Genomic DNA, 26431 nt, shown 5'->3' on the forward strand with positions numbered 1-26431 from the left:
CCTGTTACTATCCCTTTGACTATCGTATTGGGTATATTAGTATGAAATTCAGCCTTTTAGTTATTCTGGCGTTGTTTGCACAACCATTGCAAGCGTTACAAGTAGACCAACAGCAGCTTCGTTACTGGCTAGAAAAGCGTGCGGGCCGAACGCTTTCTGACTACGAGGCCAGTCAGCAAATTTCAGATTATCTGTCAGAGGTAGATGGCTTTACTGTGCGTGTGCCGTTCAATGGCAAACCGCCTGCTGAGTCTTTGCATTTACGTGGCTATCAGGGTGCGTCAGGCAGCCCTGTCAGTGGTGCAAAAATACTGGCTATTCTGGTCGATTTTCCTGACTTGCCACATGATGATAACCGTTTGGTGCAATCTGACTCTGATATGTTCTATCCAAGCTATCCTGTCAGTCATTACGAGCAGCTGATATTTTCGGAACAAGGATTTAAAGCACCTGACGGACAACTACTCAAGAGTGCGTATCAATACTATCAGCTGGCCTCAGGGGGGAGTTTCAGCCTTACAGGCGAGGTTTACGGCTGGATCACGGCAGCACAAAATGCACAATACTACGGTCAAAGAGTCGGTGTCAGCCGAGATATCAATGTCGCCTCACTAGTGAAAGAGGCGGTGGAGCAAGCGGTTAGCCGCTACGACATTAATCTGAGCGAGTACGATCTTAGTGACTTAAACGACCTGGATGGGGACGGCATCATAAATGAACCCGACGGCGTTGTGGATCATATTATGCTGTTTCACTCAAGCATTGGTGAGGAAGCAGGTGGCGGAGTCTTAGGCACAGATGCCATCTGGTCACACCGCTTTGTGGTATCAGAAGATGGCTACACACCCGTAGCAATTTCCAACAGTGATGTACGCATCCATAATTACACCGTTAACCCGATTGATGCCAGCATGGGTGTAGTGGTACATGAGTTCGGTCATGAGTTAGGTCTAATAGACGAATACGATCTTAGCAATGGTACTATTGGTGAACCGGTTGCAAACTGGTCCGTGATGTCTAACGGAAACTGGCTGGGTGCTCTGCGAGGCTCACAACCTGTGTCTTTTTCGCCTCGCAATTTGGAAAGGCTGCAAGCTAAATTAGGTGGAAACTGGGTGAATCAGAGCGAGTTACAGCTTGCTCAGCTGACTCAGGGCAGCGAGGTAGAGCTGAATCATGTTGGAGAGTACTCCGGGAAAACGGATCAGCTGAAGGTAAATTTACCTGCCAGTCTCGAGTATATAGGCGAACCAATCAATGGTAAGTATCAGTATTACTCAGGTCAGGGCAATGCCAAAATCAACCGTGCTACCATGGCTGTGACGTTACCTGATACAGCCGAGCTTCGTCTGACAGTTCAGGCTCGTTTTGATATTGAGGACGGCTACGACTTTTTCCAGGTAAAGGTCAACGAGCAGTCCCTTGCCGGCAATTTGACGAAAGCACAACATCCTATCTATCCTTCTGTTACTCATTATATTGACGGCGACAGTGGCCAGGCTGAGGGTGGTTCAAACGGGAGTAAGGTTGTCGAGTTAGTATACCCGCTTACTGAGTATTCAGGCCAGACAGTCACTTTGGAACTATTATACCAAACGGATAATGTTGAATATGGTTTTGGGGTTCTGCTGGATGATATCACTGTTTACGCCGGAGAGAATGTGATCTCTGTTGCAGATGCAGAATCTCCTGAGCAGCTCTTGCTCGCAGGTTTTAGTCGAATTTCCAGTTACCGAGCAGGACTTGAACAGGCATACTATTTACAGCTGAGGTCTCATCTGGGCATAGATGCGGGGCTACAAGGTGCCAGTTATGCGCCAGGTGTCTTAGTTTGGTACGGTAATGAGAATGTCGAGAATAACTCTGTGTCTTTACATCCGGGCAAAGGTAAAATCCTGGTGGTCGATACAGACCAACTTATCATACCCGGAGCAAATGGCGTGACGCCTGCTGCAACTCGGATCCAATTACGGGATGCGGCAATGAGAGTACAAGATCAGCCTGCTGGCCTTGGCGATAACCGATTGCAGCCCGTTTCTGAATTTAATGATAGCCAGGACTATAGTCACCCTCAGCAGCCGCTATCTGGGGTCGTGTTACCTGAAAACGGGCTATCGATTGAAGTACTTGAAATCAGCCAAGATTACCGCAATGCACAGCTCCAAGTATCTGTAGATACCAGGCCTAAAATTAAGCTGAAGGTGAATGGCCTGAGCGTGGGCTTTTCCGTTTCTGGCCTGATACTTGATACGACCGATACCTTTCAATGGCAATTCGGCGACGGTAACCACAGTGAATTACTTGAACCGGAACATCAGTATCAGGGTCAGGGAGTTTATAAGGTGACATTTACACGAACTAATGAATCTGGAGAGACGCTGTCGATTGAACAACAAGTGGTGATCACAGCACCATTAGTATTGACCGGTACTAATGTTGCTATCGATAAGGGTAGCCTGGAAGCCAGTGTAGAGTTTCATGGAGGGGCTAGCCCAGTCGCTGTAAGCTGGGATTTGGGGGATGGTGCAGTATTAGAAGGGTATAATATTAAACATCAATATCGTTTGTCCGCTAGGTACTTAATCGTGGTCACATTGGAAGATGCCAATGGCAGCAAAGTGAGCAAATCGATAGAAGAGAGTATTGTGGTGCCACTCAGCGGAACGATTAACGTGGTAAAGCGTGGGTTAGCGGCAGACTTTACGCTAGTTACTGAAGGTGGGTCAGGAAATTATGAAATTAGCTGGGCTTTTGGTGATGGTCAGACAGGTAGTGGCGCATCAGTCAGTCATAGTTACGACGGTGCCGGTAGCTATCAGGTGTCAGCAACGCTCACGGATCTAAGCGACAATCAGCAAATCGTTGTATCAGCAGATGTAGTGCTTGTTGAGCCGACGGACGAAGGGCAGGGTGGATCCGCGGGTGGTTTATTCGCGTTGAGTATGTTGATGTTTGTAATTACAGGGATGAGAAAACGCCCTGCATAAAAGCAGGGCGCAGGGATGCTAAGAGCGTTGGTAAGATTTACAGGCGCTCGATAACTGCTTGTGTAAAGTCAGTCGTACCGTGGTTGCCACCCAGGTCGCGTGTTGTACGGTCACCAGATTTGATCACATCAGCAACAGCGTTGCGGATCTTGTCGGCTGTCTCACCCATATCCAGGTATTCAAGCATTTGAATAGACGCCAGGATTACAGAAGTTGGGTTTGCCAGGTTCTTACCTGCGATATCAGGAGCACTACCGTGTACTGCTTCAAAAATGGCCGCATTTTCGCCGATGTTTGCGCCTGGAGCCATGCCCAGCCCACCAACCAGACCTGCACACAGGTCAGAAATGATGTCACCAAACAGGTTAGTTGTGACGACAACGTCGAACTCTTCTGGGGTCATAACCAGCTTCATACAAGTTGCATCGACGATCATTTCCGCTGATTCGATTTCCGGGAAGCGCTCTCCAACTTCACGTGCCACTTTCAGGAATAAGCCAGAAGTAGACTTCAGGATGTTTGCTTTATGAACTGCGGTTACCTTTTTACGGCCTTCACGCTGGGCTAGCTCGTATGCAAAAGTAACGATTTTCTCAGCACCTTCACGCGTGATTTTAGACATAGCTTCTGCTTCGCTACCATCTTCAGAGACTACCTGACCCAGGCCAGAGTACATACCCTGTGTGTTTTCGCGCACTGTGATGATATCAATGTCGTCGTAGCGTGCTTTAGTGCCTTCAAAAGATTTAACAGGGCGCACGTTTGCATACAGACCAAAGTGCTTACGCAGTGTCACATTAATAGAAGTAAAGCCTTCACCAACAGGCGTCGTCAGTGGGCCTTTAAGAGTAATTTTGTTGCGTTCAATGGCTTCCAACGTTTCAGGAGGCAGCAGCTCACCGGTTTTTTCCAGTGCTGCCAGTCCCGCGTCAACGTACTCATAATCGAATTCACAACCAGCTGCATTCAAAATTTCAATTGCTGAGTCGATGATGCTTGGACCGATGCCGTCGCCACGGATCACCGTGATAGTTTGCTTAGCCATTTATGTTTCCTTTATCAAAAGTAAATTTACATCGTAGAACAGATCTAACCTAGTGTAGTTGACCTTTTCTGTGATGTTAGATCGCTTGAAAATTTAAGCGCGTTTTATAGCAATTTATTCATTTATATTCCAGTAAGGAATGAATAAAAGACATAAATATAGTGAATACCCAAAATGCATGGTATTTATCGGGTAAATATCAGTCAATTAAATTATATAAACCAATAGACTGAAGGTGTGCCATCAGAGCATCAATGCCGGACCAGTCATGTAACCTTGCTTGTTCATCCAATACCTGACGCTGCCAGGCTGAGGTTTCAAAATTTGAGTCACAGATCAACAAGGTTAGTATCTTCACAGCAGTAAAGGTCAGTGCCAGGCCTGATAATTTTGATTTACGAGATAGTTCAGACTGTTCAAACGCACGGTGGGCCTCACTGGAGGCAAAATGGGTATGAAAGTAATGCTTGAACTCCTCTTCACTGAACGCTGCAAAGCCAAATAAATGTGCAAGAGAAACAGGGTGAATACTGTCAGTTGAGTCGAGCGCAAAGGGGAATCGTTTTATGTCTACACTGTGTCGCTTAAGCATAAATGCGACAGCTGCACTAACCGGAGAAAGGATGTTCTCATAGTGGTGGCCATAATTTTGCTGTACAAGCGCAGCCAAGACCTGAGCAAAGAGTTGATATTTATGCCAAATATCTTTGGCAAAAGGGTGCTTAAGTTGCACAATTAATTGCTCCACCAAGACTCGTTGACAGAGTAAGGCCGCTGCGTCCAGGCCAACCATAGTGAGACAATGTCTCAGATTTGCCCCTTTTTGCGCTTCTCTGTTGTAGAGTCTTGCCGCCTGTGACAAGGCTGTTTCAATTTCTGGGAATGGGGCGATTGTTTTTTCTATGGCTCTGAAGCTACCAAAGTTTGCGCCTCCAAGCTGTTCGACCACATGCAAGGCTTCTGTCATCTGATCAGATGCTGTAGCCAACGGCTTGGGTGGGATACGTGACCATACTCGATAGAGTAGTTGCGAGTCTGACACTTTTAATGCCTGGTAGCGCTGTTGGTAACGCCTTTGCGTTTTGATCAGGCGAGTGATCTTCCCTGATTGCATAATCGCAAGAATAGCATGATTCTCTTCTTCACAAAGTAACAGTGCCTGATGATCCGGGTGTCGTTGCACAGCACCTGCTGGATAGGCATCAAGTTGTCTGGCCAGTAGTTGTAAACTGGTTTGCAAAAAAGTATGGGTATTATTCAGATACAGTTGCTTAATAATCGTGGGTAGAGAAATTCGATGACTCTTTTTCATCAATGCAACGGATATCTGGGTCGCAATCGCGACCAATAATGTCACATTGTCATATAGCGGGGTGGAGCGTTTGCGGCTGATAGACAGTTCATAGCCAGATAACCTTGCTAGGATCCGGGTTACCTGAGGCGACTGTAGCTGTCCGGCACTTAGTACTTTAACTGCCAGTTGATGGCGCAGTCTCAGTTTTTTCGACTCGACACTTGATAAGGGTTTATCAGCCGCGACTTTGTCATATTCGCGACTGGCGCACAATACACTGGCAAAGCTTGCAACCAACAGTTCATGGATCATTTGCTCTGTATAACCATGGGCATAGCCAAGCATGCACAGCAATATCGACTGCTTAACCAGTACGTTAGTTGAATGTCTGTAGGGGGTGGCTACAAAGTGTAGATGGGCATGCAGGGCATTGGGTGCTTGGCGGTACAAACGGGTGTATTGTTCAGCGAGCTGTGCAAGCGTGACATCAATTTTAGGCCAGCTAGCCTTGTCGTAGTACAAGGACAATACGGACTCAGACTGAGTCAGAAGTTTATGCAGCTGTCTTGCGATATCCTCATTGACAGTCATTAGAAAGCCTTGTCATACGCAACAATTGCGCCAGCTCCCCAAAGTGTAAGCTGGCCATTTTCAAACAGTAATCCGGTACATTCATCTTGCGTGGTGATCCCATCCGGTTTGACCAGCTGTGTTCTGTAAAAGACGATCTGCAGCACGCGATCGCCCTCAGACTTAACATAAGTCAGGTCTGGGCTGCCAAGCGTTTCTAACACCTCATCCAGTTCGACTACCATGTCGGGTTTGAGCTTGCTGATATAACGTTTATTGAAGGCTTCTCTGTCTTGCCAGATCATGGCCTGAGGGTCATCTTTATAGAAATTAATGACCAGGTACACAATGACACCGTATACAGCAAGACCAAGAAAAACGTATTGTAAAACCTTTTTAATCATTGAAATACACCAAAAACTCCCAAAGCTAGCGTAACGGAAGCGCTTGACCGGAACAAGTTATTTGCGCTCAATCACTCTGAGTTGACTTAAATTAAAGCCAAGATTGATGTCAGTTTGTAGTGAAACGAGTGTTTTACTCAAAATAAAGTCATCCAGACCATCCTCTAGCTTGCGTCGAGTAGTCGACGAGAGGCTTGATGCATTTAAGGCTTGTTCAACATTACCGAACTCTGTTATCAGTTCTATGGCGGTTTTTTTTCCTACACCTTTCACACCTGGGATATCATTGGTTTTATCACCCATTAATGCCCATAATTCTGTGAGCGCGTGATAGGGCACCGAAAACTTGTCCAAAATTTGCTGATGACCCAGATAGGATTGGGAAAAATAGTTGTAAACGGCCACTTTGTCTGAACACAGAGGCAAAAACCCTTTGTCTGTTGACACGATCACTGAGGGCACCTGGTTGTGGCTTGCTTTGCTTGCCAGCGTGGCAATAACATCATCAGCTTCATCCTGCTCCGGGAAAAAGGCGGTAATACCGCACGTTTTAAACCCTTCGGCAATCAGGGAGAGGTTTTGCTTGAGTGACTCAGGCATGGGCTTTCTGCTGTGTTTGTAATTCGCGTAATAATGATAGCGCCAGCTGCGCTCACCATCAAAAACGGCAATCGCATGGGTTGGGTCAACGCGCCGCAGCAGTTTTGTGCAGGCATTGCTTACGCGAGCTTTACATGATTGCATGACTTGCTGTTCACTTACCCCGTGTTGATCGACATCAATTGCGTAGATTCGCCGAATAAGGTTAAGTGCGTCAATAAGAAGTAGTTTTGCCATGTGTGAATTAGGGGGATTTCTTAGCAGTTAAAAATAGGGGGTAAGGCAGTACCTTACCCAGGTGTCATGATTTTATTTCATAGCAGGGCACATAAGTGCTGCCGGGTAATTTCATTCGGCCTTGTGCAACAAAAGCGTGTAGCAGCTTGTCCATATCGCTCATTAAAGAAGCGTCACCGCTTAGGGTATAAGGCCCTTTCTGTTTGATGGCAGTGATACCTTGCTCCTTTACATTACCTGCTACTATACCAGAAAACGCTCTGCGCAGGTTGGCAGCCAGATCTTGCTTAGGCTGTGTTAAGTGTAAATCCAAACCTGCCATATTCTCGTGAGTCGGTTCGAATGGTTGTTGGAACTGATCTTCGATTTTTAGTGTCCAGTTAAAGTAATAGGCATCGCCCTGGACTTTGCGATATTCTCTGACCTGCTCCATCCCCCTGCGTAACCTCTGTGCAACTTGCTCTGGTTGATCCACCAGTACTTCAAATTTACTCAGGGCTTCTTTGCCCAGTGTCTTCTCTACAAAATCACAGAGTTCATCGAAGTAGGCCTTTGCCGAGCTTGGGCCGGTTAATATAACAGGCAGCTGCTGCTTGGCATTATCAGGGTGGAGTAAGATCCCAAGCAGATAGAGCAGTTCTTCAGCTGTACCTGCACCGCCAGGAAAAATGATGATGGCGTGTGCAGTTCTGACAAACGCTTCCAGGCGCTTTTCTATGTCAGGCAGGATCACGAGTTCGTTGACTATCGGATTTGGCGGCTCAGCAGCAATAATGCTGGGTTCAGTCAATCCCAGGTAGCGGTTACTTGTTATCCGCTGTTTGGCATGGCCAATGGTCGCACCTTTCATTGGGCCTTTCATTGCACCCGGGCCGCACCCGGTGCAGATATTCAGGCCTCTGAGCCCAAGTTGGTAACCAACTTCTTTTGTATATTTATATTCTTCTTCATTGATAGAGTGGCCGCCCCAGCAGACAACCATATTAGGGTCGGTGTTAACTTCGAGCGCATCTGCATTGCGTAACATATCAAAGACCATGTGTGTAATGGCTCTGGGATCTTTAATCTGTTCCTCGTGACGTTGGCAGATGAACAGTATGTCTCTGATCACGGAAAAAATGTGTTCATGGATCCCGGCAATGATTTGACCATCGACGAAGGCGGATTCAGGTGGGTTTGTCAGCTCTATTTTTATGCCACGCTCGCGCGCAATCAACTTTATATCAAAGTCCTGATATTTGTTGTAAATCTCGTAGCTAGAGTCTGTATGACTGCCTACATTAAGTACTGCTAGTACACAGTTTCTGAATAGTCGGTATCGTTCAATCGTAGAGGACTGTTGAAGTAGGTCGACTTCCAGTTTAGAAAGTAGATTAAGTACACCTGTTGGGTTCAACTGTACATGCATAGGCAGTCTCCTTGTTAATCACGTAAGCAAAGTTTATCTCTGCCGCTGTTTTTAGCTTCATAAAGGGCTTCGTCGGCACGATCAAAGGCGGTCAATTTGGAGTCGCCTTCTTTGAGCTGTGTTGCCCCTAATGAGATAGTGATCCGCACTTCTTTGTCTTTGAAGCGAAACGGAATTGATTTAACCGTTGTACGAATTTTTTCCAGCGGTGCGTAGGCTGCCTCTATTGGCATACCAGGCATCAGAATGACAAACTCTTCGCCGCCGTATCGTGCGATAAAATCAGATTTACGGATGGACTTTTTCAGTGCACGAGCAATCACTTGTAGTGTTTTGTCTCCTGCGCTGTGGCCATATTTATCATTGATAGATTTAAAGTGATCTACATCGACTACAACCAAAGTAACGTCATTGCCCTGTATTTCAAACAAATGAAATTCCTGACTGTATCTGTCATCAAAGGCCGATCGGTTAGGTAGTTTGGTTAAGCCGTCCAGGAGACTCTTAAATCTCTGCTCATTAAGCCGCTTTTTATAGGTATTGACTTTGTTCTCAAGTACATTAATACGACTATTGATAGCATCAAAGCTCTCAAGTAGAGCCTCTTTATCGCGGCGTTCGATGTTTTCACGCTCTACTAAATCTTTGCTTATCTGAGCAAGCTCATCGTCGACTAGCCCCTTAAGCTCGGCAATTGAGGAGGCTTTTTGTGTGTTTTCTGTTAGCCGTTTGATCTTTGAATCAATACGTTCATTTAACGCATTGAGTTCTTTGTTGATGGATTTAGAGTGGCTAGTGGTATCTATAATTGACTTGTGCAACTCTTCCAGAGTCTGATTTAAAGATACCAAAAATCCTTGCGCAGATTGCCTTTCCCGAGCGATTGACTTCGCAAAAATACGAATAACAGCGATCGCATTTTCCAGCAGGGAGTCGATATTTGAATCGGTCGAAATACTGTGTTTGATGGCTTTTACTTCGTCCGCAACATCATCTTCGAAAACAAGTTCGTTGGTCAGCCCAAGTAATTCAGTTGCTAACTCTGGGTTGTTTTGTTGTGTGGAGGTATCAATGTCGTACTTGGCATCAAAGACCTGCATATAAAATTGTAAAAGTTTATCAAGCAAGGGGATAAACTCTGGGATAGCATCTATGTCACCCAGTTCATTGTCGAGTAAATTACGTAACTTACGACGGGTATCTTCTGGCACACCACGCAGCTTTTGCAACTGCTTACCCGCACTTTGAATATGTGTAACAAGATTGCGGTGATTCGCAGAATTGGTGCTATCTAGCTGCTTTAATTGAACGCTGGTATTTTCGATTAAGGGGGCCAGGTGATCAAAGTCCATCCCCTTTGCTAGTGCACTACGATACTTTGCCAACAAGTTGTCCAAAGACACATCTTGCCCTTTACAGCCGAGGGTGAGCTTTGCAGCAAATTCAGACAGGGTATCCACCTGCTGTTTTCTCGCTTCTTCCAGCGCTTTTCTTGCTTCAATTGCTTGTGATAGTTTTTTCTCTAATCGCGCAGTATTATCAGTCACAGAAACCTAACATTTTTATTTTAACCTACTCATTAGCAAGTTTACATCAAATTACTGATTAATGTGGAAGATTTTAGGTCGTAGATCTACCTATTTTGGCAGGCGACTCGTCGTGTTTGGTGGTATTAACTCAAACTTTTTTGTTAGCTTAGTCCCATATTTGCAATTTTACCGATCCATTATGAAAAAAATCTGTTCCATGCTCATTGCGTTGAGCGCGTTCCCTGCATTCGCAGATGTTGAATATACCCTGACTATCACAGAACCAGAGCACCACCTTGGCGAAGTTGAAATTACTTTTCCAAAGAGTGCCCAGGCCCACATGGATATCAAACTGGCAGACTGGCGAACCGGACGTTATGAAATTCTTAATCTTGCAAACGGGATCCGCACATTTGATGCGACCGATGCAAATGGGCAGGTACTTGAGTGGCACAAAGTAGATAAAAGCACCTGGCGTGTTCATCTTGATAGCCCTACCGAGGTGACTGTGAACTATCAGGTATACGCAAATGAACTCGGCCTCAGAGCGAGGCATATTGATGACAGCCATGCTTTTGTTGATGCCTCAGGCTTTTTCATGTTCAGCGAATCATTTCGTCACGAGCCGGTTCTGGTTCAAATGAAGGTACCAGAGCAGTGGCGTTCCGTCTCAGGTATGGATTTTGCTGGTAACAAACATCGTTTTTCCGCGGCTAACTTTGATGTTCTGGTTGATTCTCCAATCGAGTCAGGGATTAATCAACTTCACACGTTTCGTGTTGATGGCCGTGACTATGAATTGGTGATCTGGGGTGAAGGTAACTATGACGTTGAGCTGATGCTCAGTGACCTAAAGAAGCTCGTTCAAACGGGCAGTCTTATCTGGCAGGATTATCCTTATGAGCGCTATGTTTTCATGGTTCACGCGACCAGCGGCGCCAGGGGCGCAACGGAACATCTGAACTCAACCATTATTCAACGCCACAGAGATGCCTTTGCCAAACGTGATGATTACATCGGGTTTATTTCAACTGCAGCCCATGAATTCATCCATACCTGGAACGTCAAAAATTACCGTCCAGCCGGACTTGTACCCTATGACTATGTTAACCCAAATTACACTGACTTGCTTTGGTTGTCAGAGGGGTCTACCAGTTACCTCGAAGACTTTTTGCTGCTAAGTGCGGGGATCATTACTCATGAAGAGTACTATAAAGGGTTGACTAAGCGACTTAATCGCCATATGAAGACACCGGGTAGAGAAATACAAAGTGTTGCGCAAACCAGCTTTGATAAATGGATTAATCAGGGCGGCGATCACGGTAAAAATTTCAGTACTAATATCTACTCAGAGGGGGCTTTAGTTTCCATGATGCTGGATATCAAGCTGCTGGATGACAGTGATGGCAAGGTGAGTTATCGCGATGTTCACAACATATTGGCACAACGCCATAGCCTGCCAGAGTCGTTTAACAGCCAAGACGTGCTAAAGATCCTCAACGAAATCAGTGGCAAAGATTACACCCAGTGGTGGGCGCAGAATATAGATAAGCCCTTTGTTTTGGACGCTGATGCCTTGCTGGAAAAAGTGGGGCTGAGTTATGATTACCCATCAGGTAGCAAGGTTGTTGCTGGTTTTGACGGACAAGCGACAGCAAAAGGCGAGGTTTTAGAGCTCACGCATGTTGCGCGTAATGGCAACGCATGGCAGAGCGGATTAACCAGTGGCGATAAGCTGGTGGCAATCAACCGGCACCATGTTCGTGACTCTATTGATAAAACGCTGGCGCTATTTAAGCCAGGACAGCAGGTAACCATCGACTTTATTCGCCGTGACAAACTAATGTCAACTGAGCTCACACTGAGCGATGTACAATCTAAACCAAAGCAGATAAGCGCAGTTGCAAACCCAACTGAAAGACAACAGCGTTTATATCAGGCCTGGATGGGGGTGGCACACCCGAATGCGCCGCAACTCTAATAGCATAAAAAAGGGAGCATAAGCTCCCTCGACGAAAAATCGTATCAGTTACATAATCCGCGAAAAGAAGCGAGATTTTTTGGTACTCGTGCGGTTACGGCGCATAGAAGAGCGGATTTGTGAGCGTGTGCCCGCTAACCAACTTTCACGGTCGACTTTAGCGGCATCACCACGACGTGCTTCTTCAGTTGCCCGGAAGCCACAGAATTGGCGGTAAGCGCTCAGATCCAGAGACAGTTCTTGCAGTACCAGCTCAATCATAATGGCATCATCAATGTAACCAAGCACAGGAACGTTATCTGGTACAATGTCTTCAGGCTCACTGAAGTAGGCCAGAGACAACATGATTTCGCGCTTTTCCTCTTCAGGCATTTGCCATTCTTCATCTTGCACTGCATCGATAAGCGCAGCAAGTGACATCATGCGGGTGCGCACAAACTCAGGTAAGTTAGACTTCTCCATGTTGTTGACCAGCTCTTTAGCTTTGCTGATGATCTCTTCGTCGCTTAAACCTTGGCTTTTTTCGATGGTTGCATTCATCATGCTACGAAAATGCGCCAGATCGGCATCGGATAATTCAAAGTTGATTTCAATTGACACTGGATTCTCCCTGAGGATTTTAATTTTTTATTGTGATGTCTGAAGTTAGGCGGTTACAAGCAGGTTGTCAAACTCACCCTAACGACTAACAACACTATGCCACTTTAGGTACTAATAATTAAGAGCTGAGTAAAGATTTATTAATCAATGACGTGCGTTTGTTGTCAAATTAGGCAAAATCTGGACGGATGATAGCCACCTCGCTTAGACAGCTTTATTTCGTTATCTCTAAAGTTATAACCCAGGGAAGTTGGCGGTCTAAGCCTTTACCCTGGTTGAGATTAATACTGCCAGTGTAGTTTAAGCTGGTATAACGTATCTTGTTGGTGGTTGTTTCGTTGCTTTGCCAAGACGATCCCAGACACCTGTTTAACTGATTTTTTACTGACTGAAACTCTTTATTGGTTTTAGCTTCTGAGCTAAGAGACTTTGTGCACTCATACGCAATACGGCCATTGCTATATTGATTAATTTGGCAACTGTTCTCAATCAAATGTGCTTTGGGGCGCCAGGCACTCATCAATGATGAACTCACTTTTGCCCCTTTTAGCTGCTCAAAACCATCCTGCACGCCCTGTGTAAGGGCAAGTACTTTGTCACAGTCACTCATTGTATCAACGCGTTGTTGTATGTCTTGTGGAAGTTGCTGGCATGCTGCAAACGACAATAAGACTGCAGAGGTAAAAATTATGCGAGAGGGCATGGTCACGTCCTTTATCTTAAGGTAATCGCCAGTTGAGCTAGGTAGTTCAACTGGCATAGGCTTTAATAAACTATAGATAAAAATGCGCAACGGGGCCTATTTATGACGTCGACTAAGCGTTTGCGTTACTTGCTCCAGGGATAAACCGCTGCGCTGCAGCAGTACAATCAGGTGGTATAATAAGTCAGCAGACTCATTACATAGTTCGTCCTGGTCCTGTTTCATCGCCGCGAGCGCCACTTCTACGCCTTCCTCTCCCACCTTTTGACAACTACGGCTAAGGTCTTTCGCGAACAAAGAGGCGGTATAGCTTTTTTCAGGGTCTGCGTCTTTACGCTCACAGATCACCTGCTCAAGCTGTGACAAAAAGGAAATGGCCGGACGAGCGTCGCCAAAACAGCTTTGTGTACCAAGGTGACAGGTGGGGCCAGCTGGGTCCGCTAGCAGTAACAAACTGTCGCGGTCACAATCGGTATAAGCTGAGACTAATCTCAGGACGTTTCCTGACTCTTCACCTTTGGTCCACAGGCGCTGTTTAGAGCGTGAATAAAAAGTGACTAGCCCTTTTTCAAATGTCGTTTTTAATGCAGCAAGATCCATAAACCCTTGCATCAGAATAACACCGCTCTGGGCATCCTGAACTATGGCTGGGATCAATGCCATTTTATTAAAGTCTAAACTGGTTAGGTTTTCCGGAGTAAGTTTCATAGTCTGCAAGGCACCTTTTTTGCCGCTAAATATTGTTTAAGCGCATCAATTTCAATGAGCTGTTTGTGAAAGACACTGGCTGCCAGCGCGCCATCGACGTCGGCTTGCTGAAAAACATCAACAAAATCCTGCATAGTACCCGCACCGCCAGAGGCAATCAGTGGTACGTCACATTGTTTGCGAATGTTGCTCAGCTGTTCAATGTCATAGCCTTTTCGTACGCCATCCTGGTTCATGCAGTTGAGGACAATTTCCCCGGCTCCGAGTTCCTGAACACGCTGTACCCATTCACTGGTTTTATAGCGTGTCTGGCTGGCGCTGTTAGGGTCGCCGGTTAGCTGATACACCAGATATTCGCCGGTGTTGGCATCAAAAAAGCTGTCTATACCAACGACCACGCATTGTTTGCCAAATTCATCGTGCAGCTCTTTTATCAGCTCGGGCCGCGCGATAGCCGGGCTGTTAATGGAGATTTTATCGGCGCCTTGCTCGAGTACTTTTGCGGCATCTGCCACTGATTTAATGCCACCGGCGACGCAAAAAGGAATATCAATATGGCGGGCTATGTTCCTGACCCAGTTGACATCCAGCAAGCGTTTCTCAACGCTGGCACTGATCTCATAAAACACCAGTTCATCTGCCCCGGCCTGACTGTAAAGCGCGGCAAGCTCAAGGATCTCGCCAACGATTTCGTGTTGCTTAAACTTAACGCCTTTAACAACTTGGCCATTTTTAACATCGAGGCAGGGGATTATGCGCTTTGATAACATGCGATGGCCTCCTCAACAGTAAATGCGCCATCCAGTAACGACTTACCCAGAATAATTCCACTTACGCCCTGCTCGATCAACTGACGAATATCATCTAAACTGCTTACGCCACCCGAAGCCTGAACCCTGACGCCTGGATTGTGCGCGACGATTTCCTGGTAGAGTGCAAAAGAAGGACCTGTCATGGTGCCGTCCTTACTGATGTCCGTACATAAGAAATCATACACGCCCAGCGCCAGATAAAAATCAATGAGTTCAAACAGGCTTAACTGAGACTCCTCGAGCCAGCCATGGGTGGCAACTGCCCAACCCGAAGCGCTGCGTTTTACATCAAGTGCTATGACAAAGCGCTCGGCACCAAACTCTTCAATCCATGCGGCGACTTCTTCTTTGCTATCTACGGCCATGGAGCCAATCACCACTTGTTGTGCACCCGCTTTAAGCCATTGCTTCACGTCTTCATAACGACGGATCCCGCCGCCAACCTGATAAGGGGCCGTCAGTTCGGCAGTGGCTTGCTGGATCTGTTGCCATTGCTTCTTTTGTGGATCGCGCGCGCCTTCTAGGTCAACCAGGTGCAATTTTGCGGCGCCCGCATCCTGATACGCTTTTAAGCGACTTGCCAGTTCGAAAGGGTAGAACTGTGCGGTGTCATACTTGCCCTGATACAGGCGTACAATCTGGTTTTGTAATACATCTAATGCAGGAATGATCATTATCTTGTCCTTATAATTGCCAGTTCAGGAAGTTATTCAGTAAGGTTGCACCCACTTTGGCGCTTTTTTCCGGGTGAAACTGCATGCCGGCATAGTTGTCTTTGGCAACCACGGCGGAGAAACGCGTGCCATATTCACTTTCGACCAGTGTGCTGGCGTTGCTGGCGTGGGCAAAACTATGGACAAAATACACCTGATCGTCTGGGTTAAGCCCTTGTGTCAGGGGGTGTGCGTTGCACACAGACAAGGTATTCCAGCCCATGTGTGGACTGGTTAACTGACCGGTTTCAAGGTAGCTGACTTTGCCGGGAATTTGGCCCAGACATTGAACCTTCCCTTCTTCGGTTTCGTCGCACAGCAGCTGCATGCCAAGGCAAATGCCCATGAGCGGATTCTGATACTCAGCGATGGCGGTGTCCCAACCCTGGTCGCGCAGGCGTTTCATTGCCACAGAGGCGTGTCCGACGCCAGGTAACACCGCTCTGTCAAATTGCTTTAGCTTTGCAGGGTCGCGGATCACTTCCGGGTTGACACCCAGACGTTCAAAGGCAAAGCGCACCGAGTTGATATTGGCACAGCCCGTATTAATGATGGCAATCATAAGCACCCCTTAGAGCTTGCAGTTTGCTGACTGGTATCTTTGGCGATGGCCATACGCAGCGCTCGCGCAAAAACTTTAAACAAGCCTTCGACCTGGTGGTGGCAGTTGCCTTCGCTGACTGACAGGATCAGACTGATACAGGCGTTATCTGCCAGCGATTTAAAGAAGTGCTCAACCATTTGTACGTCCAGATCGCCCACTTTTTCACGACTAAAGTCGGCGTTCAGCACAAATGATGCCCGGCCAGATAAGTCCAGCTGACACTCGGCTTTGCATTCATCCATTGGCAGCGCGAAGCCATAACGGGCGATCTGAGATTTAGTACCGAGCGCCCGTTTCAGTGCCTGGCCAAGGGCAATGCCAATGTCCTCTACCAGGTGGTGCTCATCAATATGCAGGTCGCCACGGGCTTCTATCGTCAGGCCGATGTTCGCGTGAGTGCGAATTTGATCCAGCATGTGGTCAAAAAAACCAAGGCCTGTGCTGATAGACCCGACGCTATTTTGGTCCAGGTTAAGTGCCAGACTGATCTGCGTTTCTTTGGTATTACGTTGTACTGATGCCTGACGGTTTTGGGTCGTCAAGCGGGTGACAATTTCTGGCCAGTTGTCATCGTAAAGAATACCTTCAATACACAGATTGTTAGCCAGTTCGACATCGGTTTGTCTGTCACCAATCACATAGGAGTTTGCAAGATCAACTTTACCCGAGCGCATCAGGTTGGTCAGCAAACCCGTTTTAGGTTTTCGGCACTGACAGTTGTCTTCGTCAAAGTGCGGACAAATCAACACTTCTTCAAAACGGATCCCCTGACTGGTAAAAATTGCCATCATTTGATTGTGGGGCAGGGCGAAGTCTTCCTCTGGAAAGCTATCGGTGCCCAGTCCGTCCTGATTTGAAACCATGACCAGCTTGTAGCCGGCGGCTTGTAGCGACAGTAAAGCCGGTATCACGTTGGGCAGCAAGGCCAGTTTTTCCAGACTGTCTACCTGTTTGTCCGAAATGGGTTCTTCAATTAATGTGCCATCCCGGTCTATGAATAAATAAGGTGTGCTCATTGTTATTGTTCTGCCTGTGGTTGTGTCAGCCAGCGTCTGACTTGTTCTAGTTCCTGCTCGCTACCAATTGAAATGCGTAGCCAATTATCCTCACCGAAGAGAGTAAAGGGGCGCATGATAAGACCTGATTGCATCGCCTGTTTTATATCGTTTACCTGTCGTACCTGGACTGTAATAAAGTTGCCTTCGCCAATCATGACTTTGGCTATTTTTTCGGATCCTCCAAGTACCTCAGTGAGCTTTTCTTTTGCTTTATTGAGAATACTGACCTGACGGCGCATCTGGGTAATGGCATCCGGGGTCAGCGCTTCTTGTGCGATTTGCGCCACTACAGCAGACACCGGATAAGGGGCGATAACCTTGCGGATTGGTGCAAGCACGTCGGGAGAAGCCAGGGTAAACCCGGTTCTGAGCCCGGCCAGGGCAAATGCTTTTGACAAGGTTCGCAGCACCACCAGGTTATCGAAATCCGATAACAGGCTCGCTGCGGTGAGTTGTTCACAAAACTCAATATAAGCTTCATCGACAACGACCAGTGCCTTGCCTTTGAGGGCCGCTGCAATTGCAGCAATTTTGTCTGTATTTACCGTTGCGCCGGTCGGGTTATTGGGGTTACAGATAAATACCAGCTTGGCGTTGCCAACAGCGTCAGCTATTTCTGCGGCGCTGCCTTGTTGCAACAGGTTCTGCTCAAGTGCTGTGATCCCGACATTGTGGGTATCTGCCGTTACTTTATACATGCCATACGTGGGCAGGAACAAAGCAATCTTGTCTTGTCCGGGTGTACAATAAGTACGTACTAACAGCTCGATGCCTTCATCAGCGCCACGCGTCATCAACACCTGTTCCGGGTTAAGGCCCGCATAACTTGCGTAAGCGTTGATCACCGCTTCGGGTTGCGGATCCGGGTAGCGGTTGAGTGCTTCAAAATTGAGGCTCACACGCTTTGAATAAGGACTTTCGTTGGCATTAAGCCAGGTTGTGCCGGTGAGCTTTTCGCTCTTTGCTGAACTATAAGCGTTCAGTGAGGCGATGTTTTCAGGTAATTGAATTTGACTCATGCGTTGTTCTCCAGCCTTATTTTGACAGCATTGGCATGGGCATCCAGGCCTTCTGCCTCAGCCAGGGGTAAAATGGCCTTGCTTAGCAACTGTAAACCCCCTTTACTGATTGTCTGTTGCGTATAGGTACGATAAAAGTCGAGCAGGTTGAGGCTCGAATAGCAGCGACTGTAACCATAGGTTGGCAATACATGGTTAGTGCCAGACGCGTAATCACCTGCCGATTCTGGCGTGTAGTCACCAACAAATACTGAGCCGGCATTTTTCACTAAAGGCAGATAGGGCTCTGGTTCACCGAGCTGTAAAATCAGGTGCTCCGGTCCGTACTCCGCGCTAACTGCAAACGCCTGTTCAATATCTTCGACCAGAATAAGCGTGCTATTTTCAAGCGCCTGTTTGGCGATATCTGCGCGGCTTAGTTGCAACAATTGACGGTCCAGCTCGCCCTGGACCTCCTTAATGAGCCGTTTGTTATTGCTGAGCAGCAGTACCTGAGAGTCGGGGCCGTGTTCGGCTTGCGAGAGCAGATCAGCAGCAACATAGGCTGGGTTAGCGCGCTCGTCGGCAATGACCAATACTTCTGAAGGTCCTGCGGGCATATCAATTGCAAATCCTGGCAGCGATTGCGATAATAGCTGTTTGGCCATGGTCACAAAGGCATTTCCCGGTCCAAATACTTTGTCTACTTTAGGCACGCTTTGGGTACCCAGTGCCATCGCAGCAATTGCACCGGCGCCACCGCTTTCAACAATTGTGGTAATGCCGCATTTTTTCGCTGCATATAAGATGGCGGGATCGATACCTTGTTCGCCGTTTACCGGGGTACACAATACAATTGTTTGTGCCCCTGCCAGTTGCGCACAGACCCCTTGCATTAGTACAGAGGAGGGCAGTGGCGCACTGCCTCCCGGGACATATAGACCAACTGCTTCAATGGCTTGATACTTAAGCTCGCATATTACACCAGGTTGTGTTTCGAGACGTTTTTCTACAGGCACTTGTAGTGCGTGAAAAGCGCGAATATTACTGTAAGCCTGATCGATGGCCTGTTTTAGTTCCGCTGAAATGACACCTTCACTGGCCTGTATTTCTTCTGCGGATACCAGTAAGCGAGGCTGAGTACGTTTATCGAACTTACGGGCATATTCCAGCAATGCTTCATCACCGTTTAGCTCGACTTCTGCAATGATTTTTGCAACAACTTTTTCCAGCTCATCACTGATAGTTACGGCCGGGCGTTCAAGTGCTGCCTTTTGCTGAGCCCGGTTCGCCTCATTCCAGATAAACATGCGTCGTTACTCCATCATTTTTTCGATTGGCATAACAAGAATGGAGTTTGCGCCAAGCGCTTTGAGCTCTTCCATGGTTTCCCAGAACAGGGTTTCGCTGCTGACCATGTGCAGAGCAACATATTCTTCGCTTCCGGCCAGAGCAAGCAGGGTTGGTTGACCTGTCCCCGGCAACAACGCACAGATCTCGTCAAGCTTGGCTTTTGGCGCGTGCAACATAATGTATTTGCTTTCTTTTGCCTGTTTAACGCCACGCAAACGAGGCATCAGCTTATTGATAAGCGAGAGTTTATTGTCGTCACTGAGGTTCGCGTTTTGGATAAGGCAAGCGTTCGATTCCAAAATGGTGTCGCCCTGCATCAGGCCGTTTGCTTCGAGCGTTGCGCCGGTTGATACCAAATCGCAGATTGCATCGGCAAGGCCAGCACGAGGTGCTACTTCTACCGAGCCCGTTAGCATAACGACACTGGCATCAATCTGCTCTTGTTCGAGGTACTGCTTTAAAATCTCTGGGTATGTGGTGGCGATGCGTTTGCCGCTGAACCAGCTCTTGTCCTGCATACCCAGCTCCTGAGGCCAGGCCAGTGCCAGACGACAATAACCAAAGTCAAGTTTTGCGAGCTTGCTGACTTCGCTGGGTTGCCCGTTACGCTGACGTTCTGCCTGCGTTTCAACGAGCACGTTTTCACCAACAATGCCCAGGTCGCACACACCATCCATGACCAAACCCGGGATATCGTCATCACGGACTCTCAGGACATCGATTGGCATATTGGTAGAGTGGGCAATCAGGCGCTGTTCACGCAGATTTAATTTAATTCCAAGCTGTTTGAGCAGTGACTGACAATCCTTAGAAAGGCGGCCAGATTTTTGAATTGCAATTCGTAAACGGTTGTTGGTGTTCATAATTTATTTCCTAAGTTTAAAAACTAAAAGCCCCGAGGGAACCTCAGGGCGAAAATAAATTATGTTGAGTGCTAGTTCGCCGGAGGTTCCTTGAAGGAATAACCCACCAGCGAAATACCTGACAGGTTATCCCGGTGTATGATGGTGATGATGGATAGCTGTCAGTGTAATAAGCATGTCAGATTCTCTTGTTGTTTATCTAAAACGTGACGCGCATCAGGCGCTCAAAATGTATTTATAGATAAACACAGGAGAGGAATTGCGTGCAAGTACTTTTTTGCATAAATTAAAGAATAAATTATAACTGTCGATAATAAAGGCATGAAATACCACGAAATGAGGTGGGTTATGGATGCATTTAAGCCATTCCTGGCGCCAATAGTTCGGTTGCAGGTGAGCCATGATGGCCCGTTTAAAGTTGCGGGAGTGCTCGACAATCGAACAGAAAGGATTAAGCGTAAAAAGCACTTACTGGAGATGGCGCAGCAAAAGCATAAAGAGGAAGATGCCCGCAAAAAAGACGAAGATGGCTGTGAGATCGACGACGAAGAGCAGCACTTAGATACTTGGGCCTAGTAACACCTAAGCCGCGAACAAGGTATTTTGTCCGGGCTTAGTGTCAGGTTTTATCTTGGAGGGTCTATTTTGCCTGCTATCGAGGTGTTGACCCTGAACCAGCCTGCAACAGAGTATCTGTCCCGCTTAGCGGGAAGTACTTCATGAGGAAACTCTTCACTTAAAAACAATGCAACAGTGCCATGCAAAGGGACTACTTTTATGCCTTCCAGGTCATGGTCATCCTGATAGAGTACCATTTCACCCCCATCATTATGACCCCAGCCAGGGTTCAGATAGGTAACCAGCGAGAGGATACGGTTGGTTTCACCTCTAAACGCGTCGTAATGGCGTTTGTAATAACTGCCGCTGGCGTAATGAGCAAAATGACTTTCAAATGAAAACAGTCCCATGAATAGACGACGGTTTAAAAACTGTTGTAACCGGCAGGTCCAGTCAAGCCAGCGTTGTCCGGGCTCTGACTCGCCGTTTATCCAGCAAATTTCGTCTGTACGCACAAAGCCGTTATGTAAGAAATCATCGCCACGGCCAATGCCAGCATGTTCATACTTTTGGTTACTTAAACTGTGCTGATAAGCCAGTAAATCGTCTGCCAAATCGTGAGGCAGCGCACCAGGGCGAATGCTATAACCCTGGCTCAGTAAATCATCAGCAATGAGTGAAAATAGTGTCTCGTCTGTGGGCGAATCGCCGTGCGCTGCACGAAAATGAACTAAAGCGGCCAACCTGATTTCCTATAAAAAGTCGTATCAAAATCGAAAAGTGTGTCATTAAAGCAAAAGAGAAGAAGTAGTCTTAACCTCGTGGCTCTGGGCTTTATGGCTTGCTGCCTGCTTTACTGCGCGCATCATAGTCATTTTTTATCCGCTGGCAAGCAAAATATCTCAGCTTATGTCTAATGGGGTATAATGTCGTAAAAATCATTGCGGAGTTAAGTGACGAACATGAACAAAGGAGCAGACTCTACGAGTGAAGTAGCGGTACAGGTGGCATCGCCCTGTATCCGCCATTGTTGTCTTGATGATAACGATGTCTGTGTTGGCTGTTATCGTACGCTAAATGAAATCATGAACTGGCAGTCATCCAGCAATGAACAAAAAAGAGTTATTTTAGAAGCCTGCGAGAAGAGAAGAGTGCGCTAATGTGTGTATGAGCTTATCTGCTGACTGTAAACGGCCTTTAATATCTATGTGCCATAAAAAATAGAAAATACATGAAGTTAGAAGCAAAGAGTGTTAAGTTTCTGTCACCGACTGATGAGCAGAGCTTTTTTGACCGGTTAAATGCGTTGTCAGGCGTTAATGATGTCTATGGGCAAGGGTTTTCGATAATCATTGATACAGACAAGTCACTTGATGATGAAGAACTAAGAGAGATCATCGCCCTGTTTTATCGCTACGGGGTCAATATGAAGCAGCTGAGGGCATTTCTGAGTGAAAGCAACAGAATATGGTTTAAGCACAATCAACAGTCATACTGGTATAAAAAGGTATTTGGAAATCGATAACTGGAGTCAACCTGCCTGTAAAGGGGTTAGAGTTGCCACCATCGAAAAATTAACACGGGTTTGATTTAGTTAGGTATCTAGTTCTGCTAATTTTGTCCATCACTCAGTATTTTTCAGAAAACGGTCCCTTAGGTGGTCTCTTTAACGATTATCAGCCATGTCAAGCTCAAATAATAGAGCTGATGACCAAAAGTGTGGGTTGTGTGGTCGAGGTAGGCACTAGTAAGAGTTAAACATTTATTCGCTTACTTGGCTTTAGCCATTCTTAAGGTTAAAAAGTAATTTTTTCAACCCTTTCTAGAGTATCGTAGGAACAGCTTTAAATTTTAGACCTGCCTAAATGAATCACAATGCATTAAAGAGGAGAGTGCAAGCAATGATTGAGTTTTTAAAGATACTTTTCTTGTCTGAGTTTGTGTTGTTAACATCTGGGCCAATTACTATTGATGGCCAGCATGAATTTAGGTTAACAGAGTCTGTTGAGGCTTTAAATTACAACGCGAGGATTAATATTGATGTAACAGCAATGGTTGATGAATTCTTAGGAACTGGTGTTGTAGAAGAATTGGATATTTTGTCTGAAAAGTTTCCTAAAGGCAGTGTTGTTGTCCACCTAATTGAAAGTAGTGCTGGAGATAAGATAACGCTAAGGAATGTGGGGTATTCGACAAGTAAAAATTCAATGGATTTATCATTTAAGTATCCTAAAAACGCTGAATTAGGAAAAAGTTATGACACTATCATTATTGAATCGAATGTCTTGCTAAAAGAAGTTGTAATTGGTTGGGCTAATTCTAAATGAAACTTATAGCGCTTGATTTGTTCTTTTATCCGGAACTATATCCCAATTAAAATTTCGGAATAGGTATTACCTAAAGCCAGCAGTAGCTGGCTTTTTTACCCCAGAATCATTAGATTTCTAATCTGAGATATCAAGCTTGCCTGGTAAAGTTCTCCTTTTAAGGAATCAGGCCTTGCTCCAACCTATGTAAAGCTGGCTGTCTCACAAGCAAAAGGCCACCTGGGTTATAAAATGAATTGGCGCATTATATTGACAGGGCCCAACTGCGCCAGGGCGGCAAAGCCAGGCACCTCTTTTCTTTAAGTATTCGCAATGTGGTACAACAACACTCCCTGTGTACCAAAGAATGTTGAAAAGGTTCTGATGTACCGCTTTGCAGAGCCACACTGACTTGACTAAGCCATACCGATTTGCGCTTACCCTTTACATGCCATAAAATTGCCCCGCCCAGTTATCATGCAGTGCTTTTAATTTTGTCTATCACACAGATTTTTTCAGAAAACGGTCCCCTGGCTCACCATTTTAGTGGTTATCAGCCAAGACAACCTCAAATAGATATGGCTGAAGCCATTGATCAGGTGGTCAAAGAGGGCGGTCAGTGTGTGGTAGAAGCGGGAACTGGGACAGGTAAAACATTTGCTTATCTGGTTCCGGCGCTTTTGAATGATAAAAAGGTCATCATTTCAACTGGCTCTAAAGCACTTCAGGAACAACTCTACCACAGAGATTTACCCGAGCTACTCAAAGCGCTTGGTAAGGGTCGCAAAGTTGCCTTACTCAAGGGCCGGGCGAATTATCTGTGTACTTATCGTCTGAATGAACATGTTGCGCATGTGCCAAGTGATGACCCTGATGTCATGCACCAGCTGGCGATGGTAGCAAAGTTTGCCACAGAAACCCAAAGCGGAGACCTTGCGGACTGTGTCGGTATCGAAGAAGACGCCAAAGTGCTGCCTTATGTTAATTCCACAGCAGATAACTGTTTAGGCAAGGATTGTCCTGACTTTGCAGAATGTTACATACGTAAGGCCAGGTTGAAAGCCTCGGAGGCTGATCTGGTGGTGATCAACCACCACTTGTTTTTTGCCGACATGTCGGTGAAAGAATCAGGTTTTGCCGAGCTGATGCCAACAGCAGATACCTATATATTTGATGAGGCGCACCAGCTGGGCGAAATTGCATCGGATTACTTTGGGGAGTCCATAAGCACTAAACAGTTACAGGCGCTGATCAATGATTTAAGACTCATTTATCGCAGCGATATACCCGATATGCTGCAACTAGGCAAAACGCTGAACAAGTTAGAGACCAGTGTTGCAGATCTGCGGTTGGTGTTTGGCAGCGACGGAGCCCGTGGAGATTGGCGAGAAAAGCTACAGGACAAGGCGATCTGTGATGCCTTGCACAGAGTGATCAGCAATCTGGACTTTTTGTATCAAGTACTCAAGCTATGCCTCGACCGTTCAGACAAAATTGAACATCCCCTGGAGCGGGTCTTATCTTTTAAAGGGCAACTGGATAGAGCCTTTGACGTTAGTTTGTCGGGCTTTAGCTATTGGTTCGAAACGACCCGACGCTTTTTGACAATTCATATCACGCCTTTGGATGTCTCCAGTCGGTTTAAAGACATGATGGCCAAGAGCGAAGCCAGCTTTGTATTTACCTCAGCAACTTTGTCAGTGGACAATAGTCTTGCACACTTTAATGCCAGTCTGGGGCTGGAGCCTGATCATCAGGCCATCGTCGATAGTCCGTTTGATTACGAATCGCAGGCGCTGCTTTGCCTGCCTCGTTATTTGCCAGAAACCAAAGATGAACTAATGCCCCATGCTCTGGTAAAAATTGCCAAGCAAGTGATCAATGCCGCCAAGGGGCGAACGTTTTTACTCTTTACCAGTTACCGGGTCATGCATCTGGTGTATGAAGGACTGAGTACAGCCACAGAATATCCTGTGTTTATGCAAGGGCAAGCCTCTAAACGCATCATTTTGGAGCAGTTTGTTCGCCACGGTAACGCTGTGCTCATGGGAACGGCTTCATTTTGGGAAGGGGTTGATGTGCGTGGTGATACATTGAGCTGCGTATTGATCGATAAACTGCCTTTTACTTCACCTGATGATCCGTTATTACAGGCCCGAATGAAAGATGCCCAATTGCAGGACAAGGAACCATTTGATGAAATTCAGTTGCCTCTTGCTGTAATCGCCCTAAAACAGGGGGTTGGGCGCCTGATCCGGGATAAAAAAGACAAAGGTGTGCTAATTATTTGCGATAATCGCTTGGTTACGCGAAAATACGGGGAAACCTTTATTAAAAGTTTGCCCGCCATGTCACGGACTCGTGATCTGGATAAGGCATTGTCATTTTTAGAGAATATTGACCAGCATGAAATATAATTTGCTTGCCCTGGATGCTTCAACAGAAGCACTGAGCCTGGCGTTGTCGTACAACAACAAGATCTATCGTCATTTTGAAGAGTGTCCTCAGCAACATAGTCAGAAAATTCTGCCCCTGATAGAACGGATTTTGTCTGACGCCGGTTGCCAGCTAAAAGATCTGGATGGACTTGTGTTTGGCCGTGGACCCGGTAGTTTTACCGGGGTACGTATAGGGGTTGCTGTCGCTCAGGGGTTGGCTTACTCGGGCAATCTGCAATTGGTGGGCGTCTCGACATTGCAAGCGATGGCTCAGCAAGCATTTGCCCAGACTAATGCTCAACAGGTACTGGTGGCAATTGATGCCCGAATGGGTGAAGTTTATCTGTGTAATTACACCAGAGGAGAGAATAACCAGGCCGTAGCACTCGCAGAAGAAACAGTGATCAAGCCTGAGCTGATAGAAGGTGACTATCAAGGTATATTGGCCGTAGGTACCGGCTGGCAGACATACTCAGACGTTGCCGAGAAGCTGTCACTGGACGTGAATGCTGAGATAACATTACCTCATGCCAAGTACATGCTCAGCACAGGCGCTGAACAGTTTGAAGCAGGACAGGTTGTGAATGCAGCAGATGCTCAGCCTCAGTATGTCAGAGATACGGTGACCTGGAAGAAGTTGCCTGGGCGCGAATAACAGGCTA

At 46.6% G+C, this 26431-nt stretch carries 25 protein-coding genes; 8 read left to right on the forward strand and 17 right to left on the reverse strand.

What is annotated here, in order from left to right; genetic code table 11:
- Positions 1-41: 41 nt before the first annotated feature.
- Positions 42-2987: an immune inhibitor A domain-containing protein gene (locus CWB99_RS00650; protein WP_171045224.1), complete on the forward strand. Its 2946-nt coding sequence runs from the start codon at positions 42-44 to the stop codon at positions 2985-2987.
- Between the two features lie 37 nt (positions 2988-3024).
- Here CWB99_RS00650 and CWB99_RS00655 read toward each other — a convergent pair whose 3' ends face one another.
- From CWB99_RS00655 to CWB99_RS00680, 6 genes are all read right to left on the reverse strand, one after another.
- On the reverse strand, positions 3025-4032 hold the full coding sequence (locus CWB99_RS00655) for an isocitrate dehydrogenase (RefSeq protein WP_138551911.1): 1008 nt from the start codon (positions 4030-4032) through the stop codon (positions 3025-3027).
- Between the two features lie 199 nt (positions 4033-4231).
- Positions 4232-5917, reverse strand: coding sequence for a hypothetical protein (locus CWB99_RS00660; protein WP_138551910.1), 1686 nt, complete (start codon positions 5915-5917; stop codon positions 4232-4234).
- A complete protein-coding gene (locus tag CWB99_RS00665) occupies positions 5917-6300 on the reverse strand; it encodes a DUF3192 domain-containing protein (protein ID WP_138543332.1) in 384 nt (127 codons plus the stop codon). Before CWB99_RS00665 ends, CWB99_RS00660 begins: the two co-directional genes overlap by 1 nt.
- A 57-nt stretch (positions 6301-6357) precedes the next feature.
- On the reverse strand, positions 6358-7137 hold the full coding sequence (gene xni, locus CWB99_RS00670) for a flap endonuclease Xni (protein WP_138551909.1): 780 nt from the start codon (positions 7135-7137) through the stop codon (positions 6358-6360).
- Between the two features lie 64 nt (positions 7138-7201).
- Positions 7202-8545, reverse strand: a complete 1344-nt coding sequence (gene ppnN / locus CWB99_RS00675; protein WP_138551908.1) for a nucleotide 5'-monophosphate nucleosidase PpnN — start codon at positions 8543-8545, stop codon at positions 7202-7204.
- Positions 8546-8559: 14 nt separating this feature from the next.
- A complete protein-coding gene (locus tag CWB99_RS00680) occupies positions 8560-10092 on the reverse strand; it encodes a GGDEF domain-containing protein (RefSeq protein WP_138551907.1) in 1533 nt (510 codons plus the stop codon).
- A gap of 181 nt (positions 10093-10273) precedes the next feature.
- Between CWB99_RS00680 and CWB99_RS00685 the strand changes: the two genes are divergently transcribed.
- Entirely contained in the window at positions 10274-12055 is a 1782-nt protein-coding gene (locus tag CWB99_RS00685; protein WP_138551906.1) for a M61 family metallopeptidase, read from the forward strand.
- Between the two features lie 48 nt (positions 12056-12103).
- On the opposite strand, the gene CWB99_RS00690 is transcribed toward CWB99_RS00685, so the two are convergent.
- From CWB99_RS00690 to hisG, 10 genes are all read right to left on the reverse strand, one after another.
- Positions 12104-12655 (reverse strand): YkvA family protein, encoded by a 552-nt coding sequence (locus CWB99_RS00690; protein ID WP_138551905.1) that lies wholly within the window; start codon positions 12653-12655, stop codon positions 12104-12106.
- Between the two features lie 214 nt (positions 12656-12869).
- Positions 12870-13358 (reverse strand): hypothetical protein, encoded by a 489-nt coding sequence (locus CWB99_RS00695; protein ID WP_138551904.1) that lies wholly within the window; start codon positions 13356-13358, stop codon positions 12870-12872.
- Between the two features lie 96 nt (positions 13359-13454).
- Complete coding sequence (gene hisIE, locus CWB99_RS00700) at positions 13455-14066, reverse strand: bifunctional phosphoribosyl-AMP cyclohydrolase/phosphoribosyl-ATP diphosphatase HisIE (RefSeq protein ID WP_138551903.1); 612 nt, start codon at positions 14064-14066, stop codon at positions 13455-13457.
- On the reverse strand, positions 14063-14836 hold the full coding sequence (hisF, locus tag CWB99_RS00705) for an imidazole glycerol phosphate synthase subunit HisF (protein ID WP_138551902.1): 774 nt from the start codon (positions 14834-14836) through the stop codon (positions 14063-14065). Before hisF ends, hisIE begins: the two co-directional genes overlap by 4 nt.
- Positions 14818-15552 (reverse strand): 1-(5-phosphoribosyl)-5-[(5-phosphoribosylamino)methylideneamino]imidazole-4-carboxamide isomerase, encoded by a 735-nt coding sequence (gene hisA, locus CWB99_RS00710; protein ID WP_138551901.1) that lies wholly within the window; start codon positions 15550-15552, stop codon positions 14818-14820. Before hisA ends, hisF begins: the two co-directional genes overlap by 19 nt.
- 10 nt (positions 15553-15562) lie before the next feature.
- The gene (gene hisH, locus CWB99_RS00715) at positions 15563-16153 is read right to left on the reverse strand and encodes an imidazole glycerol phosphate synthase subunit HisH (RefSeq protein ID WP_138551900.1); all 591 of its coding nucleotides are present in this window, start codon (positions 16151-16153) and stop codon (positions 15563-15565) included.
- Positions 16150-17211, reverse strand: a complete 1062-nt coding sequence (gene hisB, locus CWB99_RS00720) for a bifunctional histidinol-phosphatase/imidazoleglycerol-phosphate dehydratase HisB (protein WP_138551899.1) — start codon at positions 17209-17211, stop codon at positions 16150-16152. The genes hisH and hisB overlap by 4 nt, the downstream gene beginning before the upstream one ends.
- A 2-nt stretch (positions 17212-17213) precedes the next feature.
- Positions 17214-18272, reverse strand: coding sequence for a histidinol-phosphate transaminase (hisC, locus tag CWB99_RS00725; RefSeq protein WP_138551898.1), 1059 nt, complete (start codon positions 18270-18272; stop codon positions 17214-17216).
- Complete coding sequence (gene hisD, locus CWB99_RS00730; RefSeq protein ID WP_138551897.1) at positions 18269-19561, reverse strand: histidinol dehydrogenase; 1293 nt, start codon at positions 19559-19561, stop codon at positions 18269-18271. The genes hisC and hisD overlap by 4 nt, the downstream gene beginning before the upstream one ends.
- A gap of 6 nt (positions 19562-19567) precedes the next feature.
- A complete protein-coding gene (hisG, locus tag CWB99_RS00735; RefSeq protein ID WP_138551896.1) occupies positions 19568-20467 on the reverse strand; it encodes an ATP phosphoribosyltransferase in 900 nt (299 codons plus the stop codon).
- Positions 20468-20815: 348 nt separating this feature from the next.
- Here hisG and CWB99_RS00740 point away from each other — a divergent pair, with 348 nt between their 5' ends.
- Positions 20816-21043 (forward strand): hypothetical protein, encoded by a 228-nt coding sequence (locus tag CWB99_RS00740; RefSeq protein ID WP_138551895.1) that lies wholly within the window; start codon positions 20816-20818, stop codon positions 21041-21043.
- 50 nt (positions 21044-21093) lie between these two features.
- Here CWB99_RS00740 and CWB99_RS00745 read toward each other — a convergent pair whose 3' ends face one another.
- A complete protein-coding gene (locus CWB99_RS00745; RefSeq protein ID WP_138551894.1) occupies positions 21094-21768 on the reverse strand; it encodes a 2OG-Fe(II) oxygenase in 675 nt (224 codons plus the stop codon).
- Between the two features lie 219 nt (positions 21769-21987).
- Between CWB99_RS00745 and CWB99_RS00750 the strand changes: the two genes are divergently transcribed.
- From CWB99_RS00750 to tsaB, 5 genes are all read left to right on the forward strand, one after another.
- Positions 21988-22185: a DUF1289 domain-containing protein gene (locus CWB99_RS00750; RefSeq protein WP_138552028.1), complete on the forward strand. Its 198-nt coding sequence runs from the start codon at positions 21988-21990 to the stop codon at positions 22183-22185.
- A gap of 71 nt (positions 22186-22256) precedes the next feature.
- Positions 22257-22550 carry a hypothetical protein gene (locus CWB99_RS00755; RefSeq protein WP_138551893.1) on the forward strand — a complete coding sequence of 98 codons (294 nt, stop codon included), beginning with the start codon at positions 22257-22259 and terminating at the stop codon, positions 22548-22550.
- Between the two features lie 376 nt (positions 22551-22926).
- A complete protein-coding gene (locus tag CWB99_RS00760; RefSeq protein WP_138551892.1) occupies positions 22927-23352 on the forward strand; it encodes a hypothetical protein in 426 nt (141 codons plus the stop codon).
- A 473-nt stretch (positions 23353-23825) separates the two neighbouring features.
- Positions 23826-25748: an ATP-dependent DNA helicase gene (locus CWB99_RS00765; RefSeq protein ID WP_171045225.1), complete on the forward strand. Its 1923-nt coding sequence runs from the start codon at positions 23826-23828 to the stop codon at positions 25746-25748.
- On the forward strand, positions 25738-26424 hold the full coding sequence (tsaB, locus tag CWB99_RS00770; protein WP_138551890.1) for a tRNA (adenosine(37)-N6)-threonylcarbamoyltransferase complex dimerization subunit type 1 TsaB: 687 nt from the start codon (positions 25738-25740) through the stop codon (positions 26422-26424). The genes CWB99_RS00765 and tsaB overlap by 11 nt, the downstream gene beginning before the upstream one ends.
- The last annotated feature ends 7 nt before the right edge of the window (positions 26425-26431 follow it).

The sequence above is a fragment of the Pseudoalteromonas rubra genome, assembly GCF_005887095.1.
GTDB classification, from domain to species: Bacteria; Pseudomonadota; Gammaproteobacteria; order Enterobacterales; family Alteromonadaceae; genus Pseudoalteromonas; species Pseudoalteromonas rubra_E.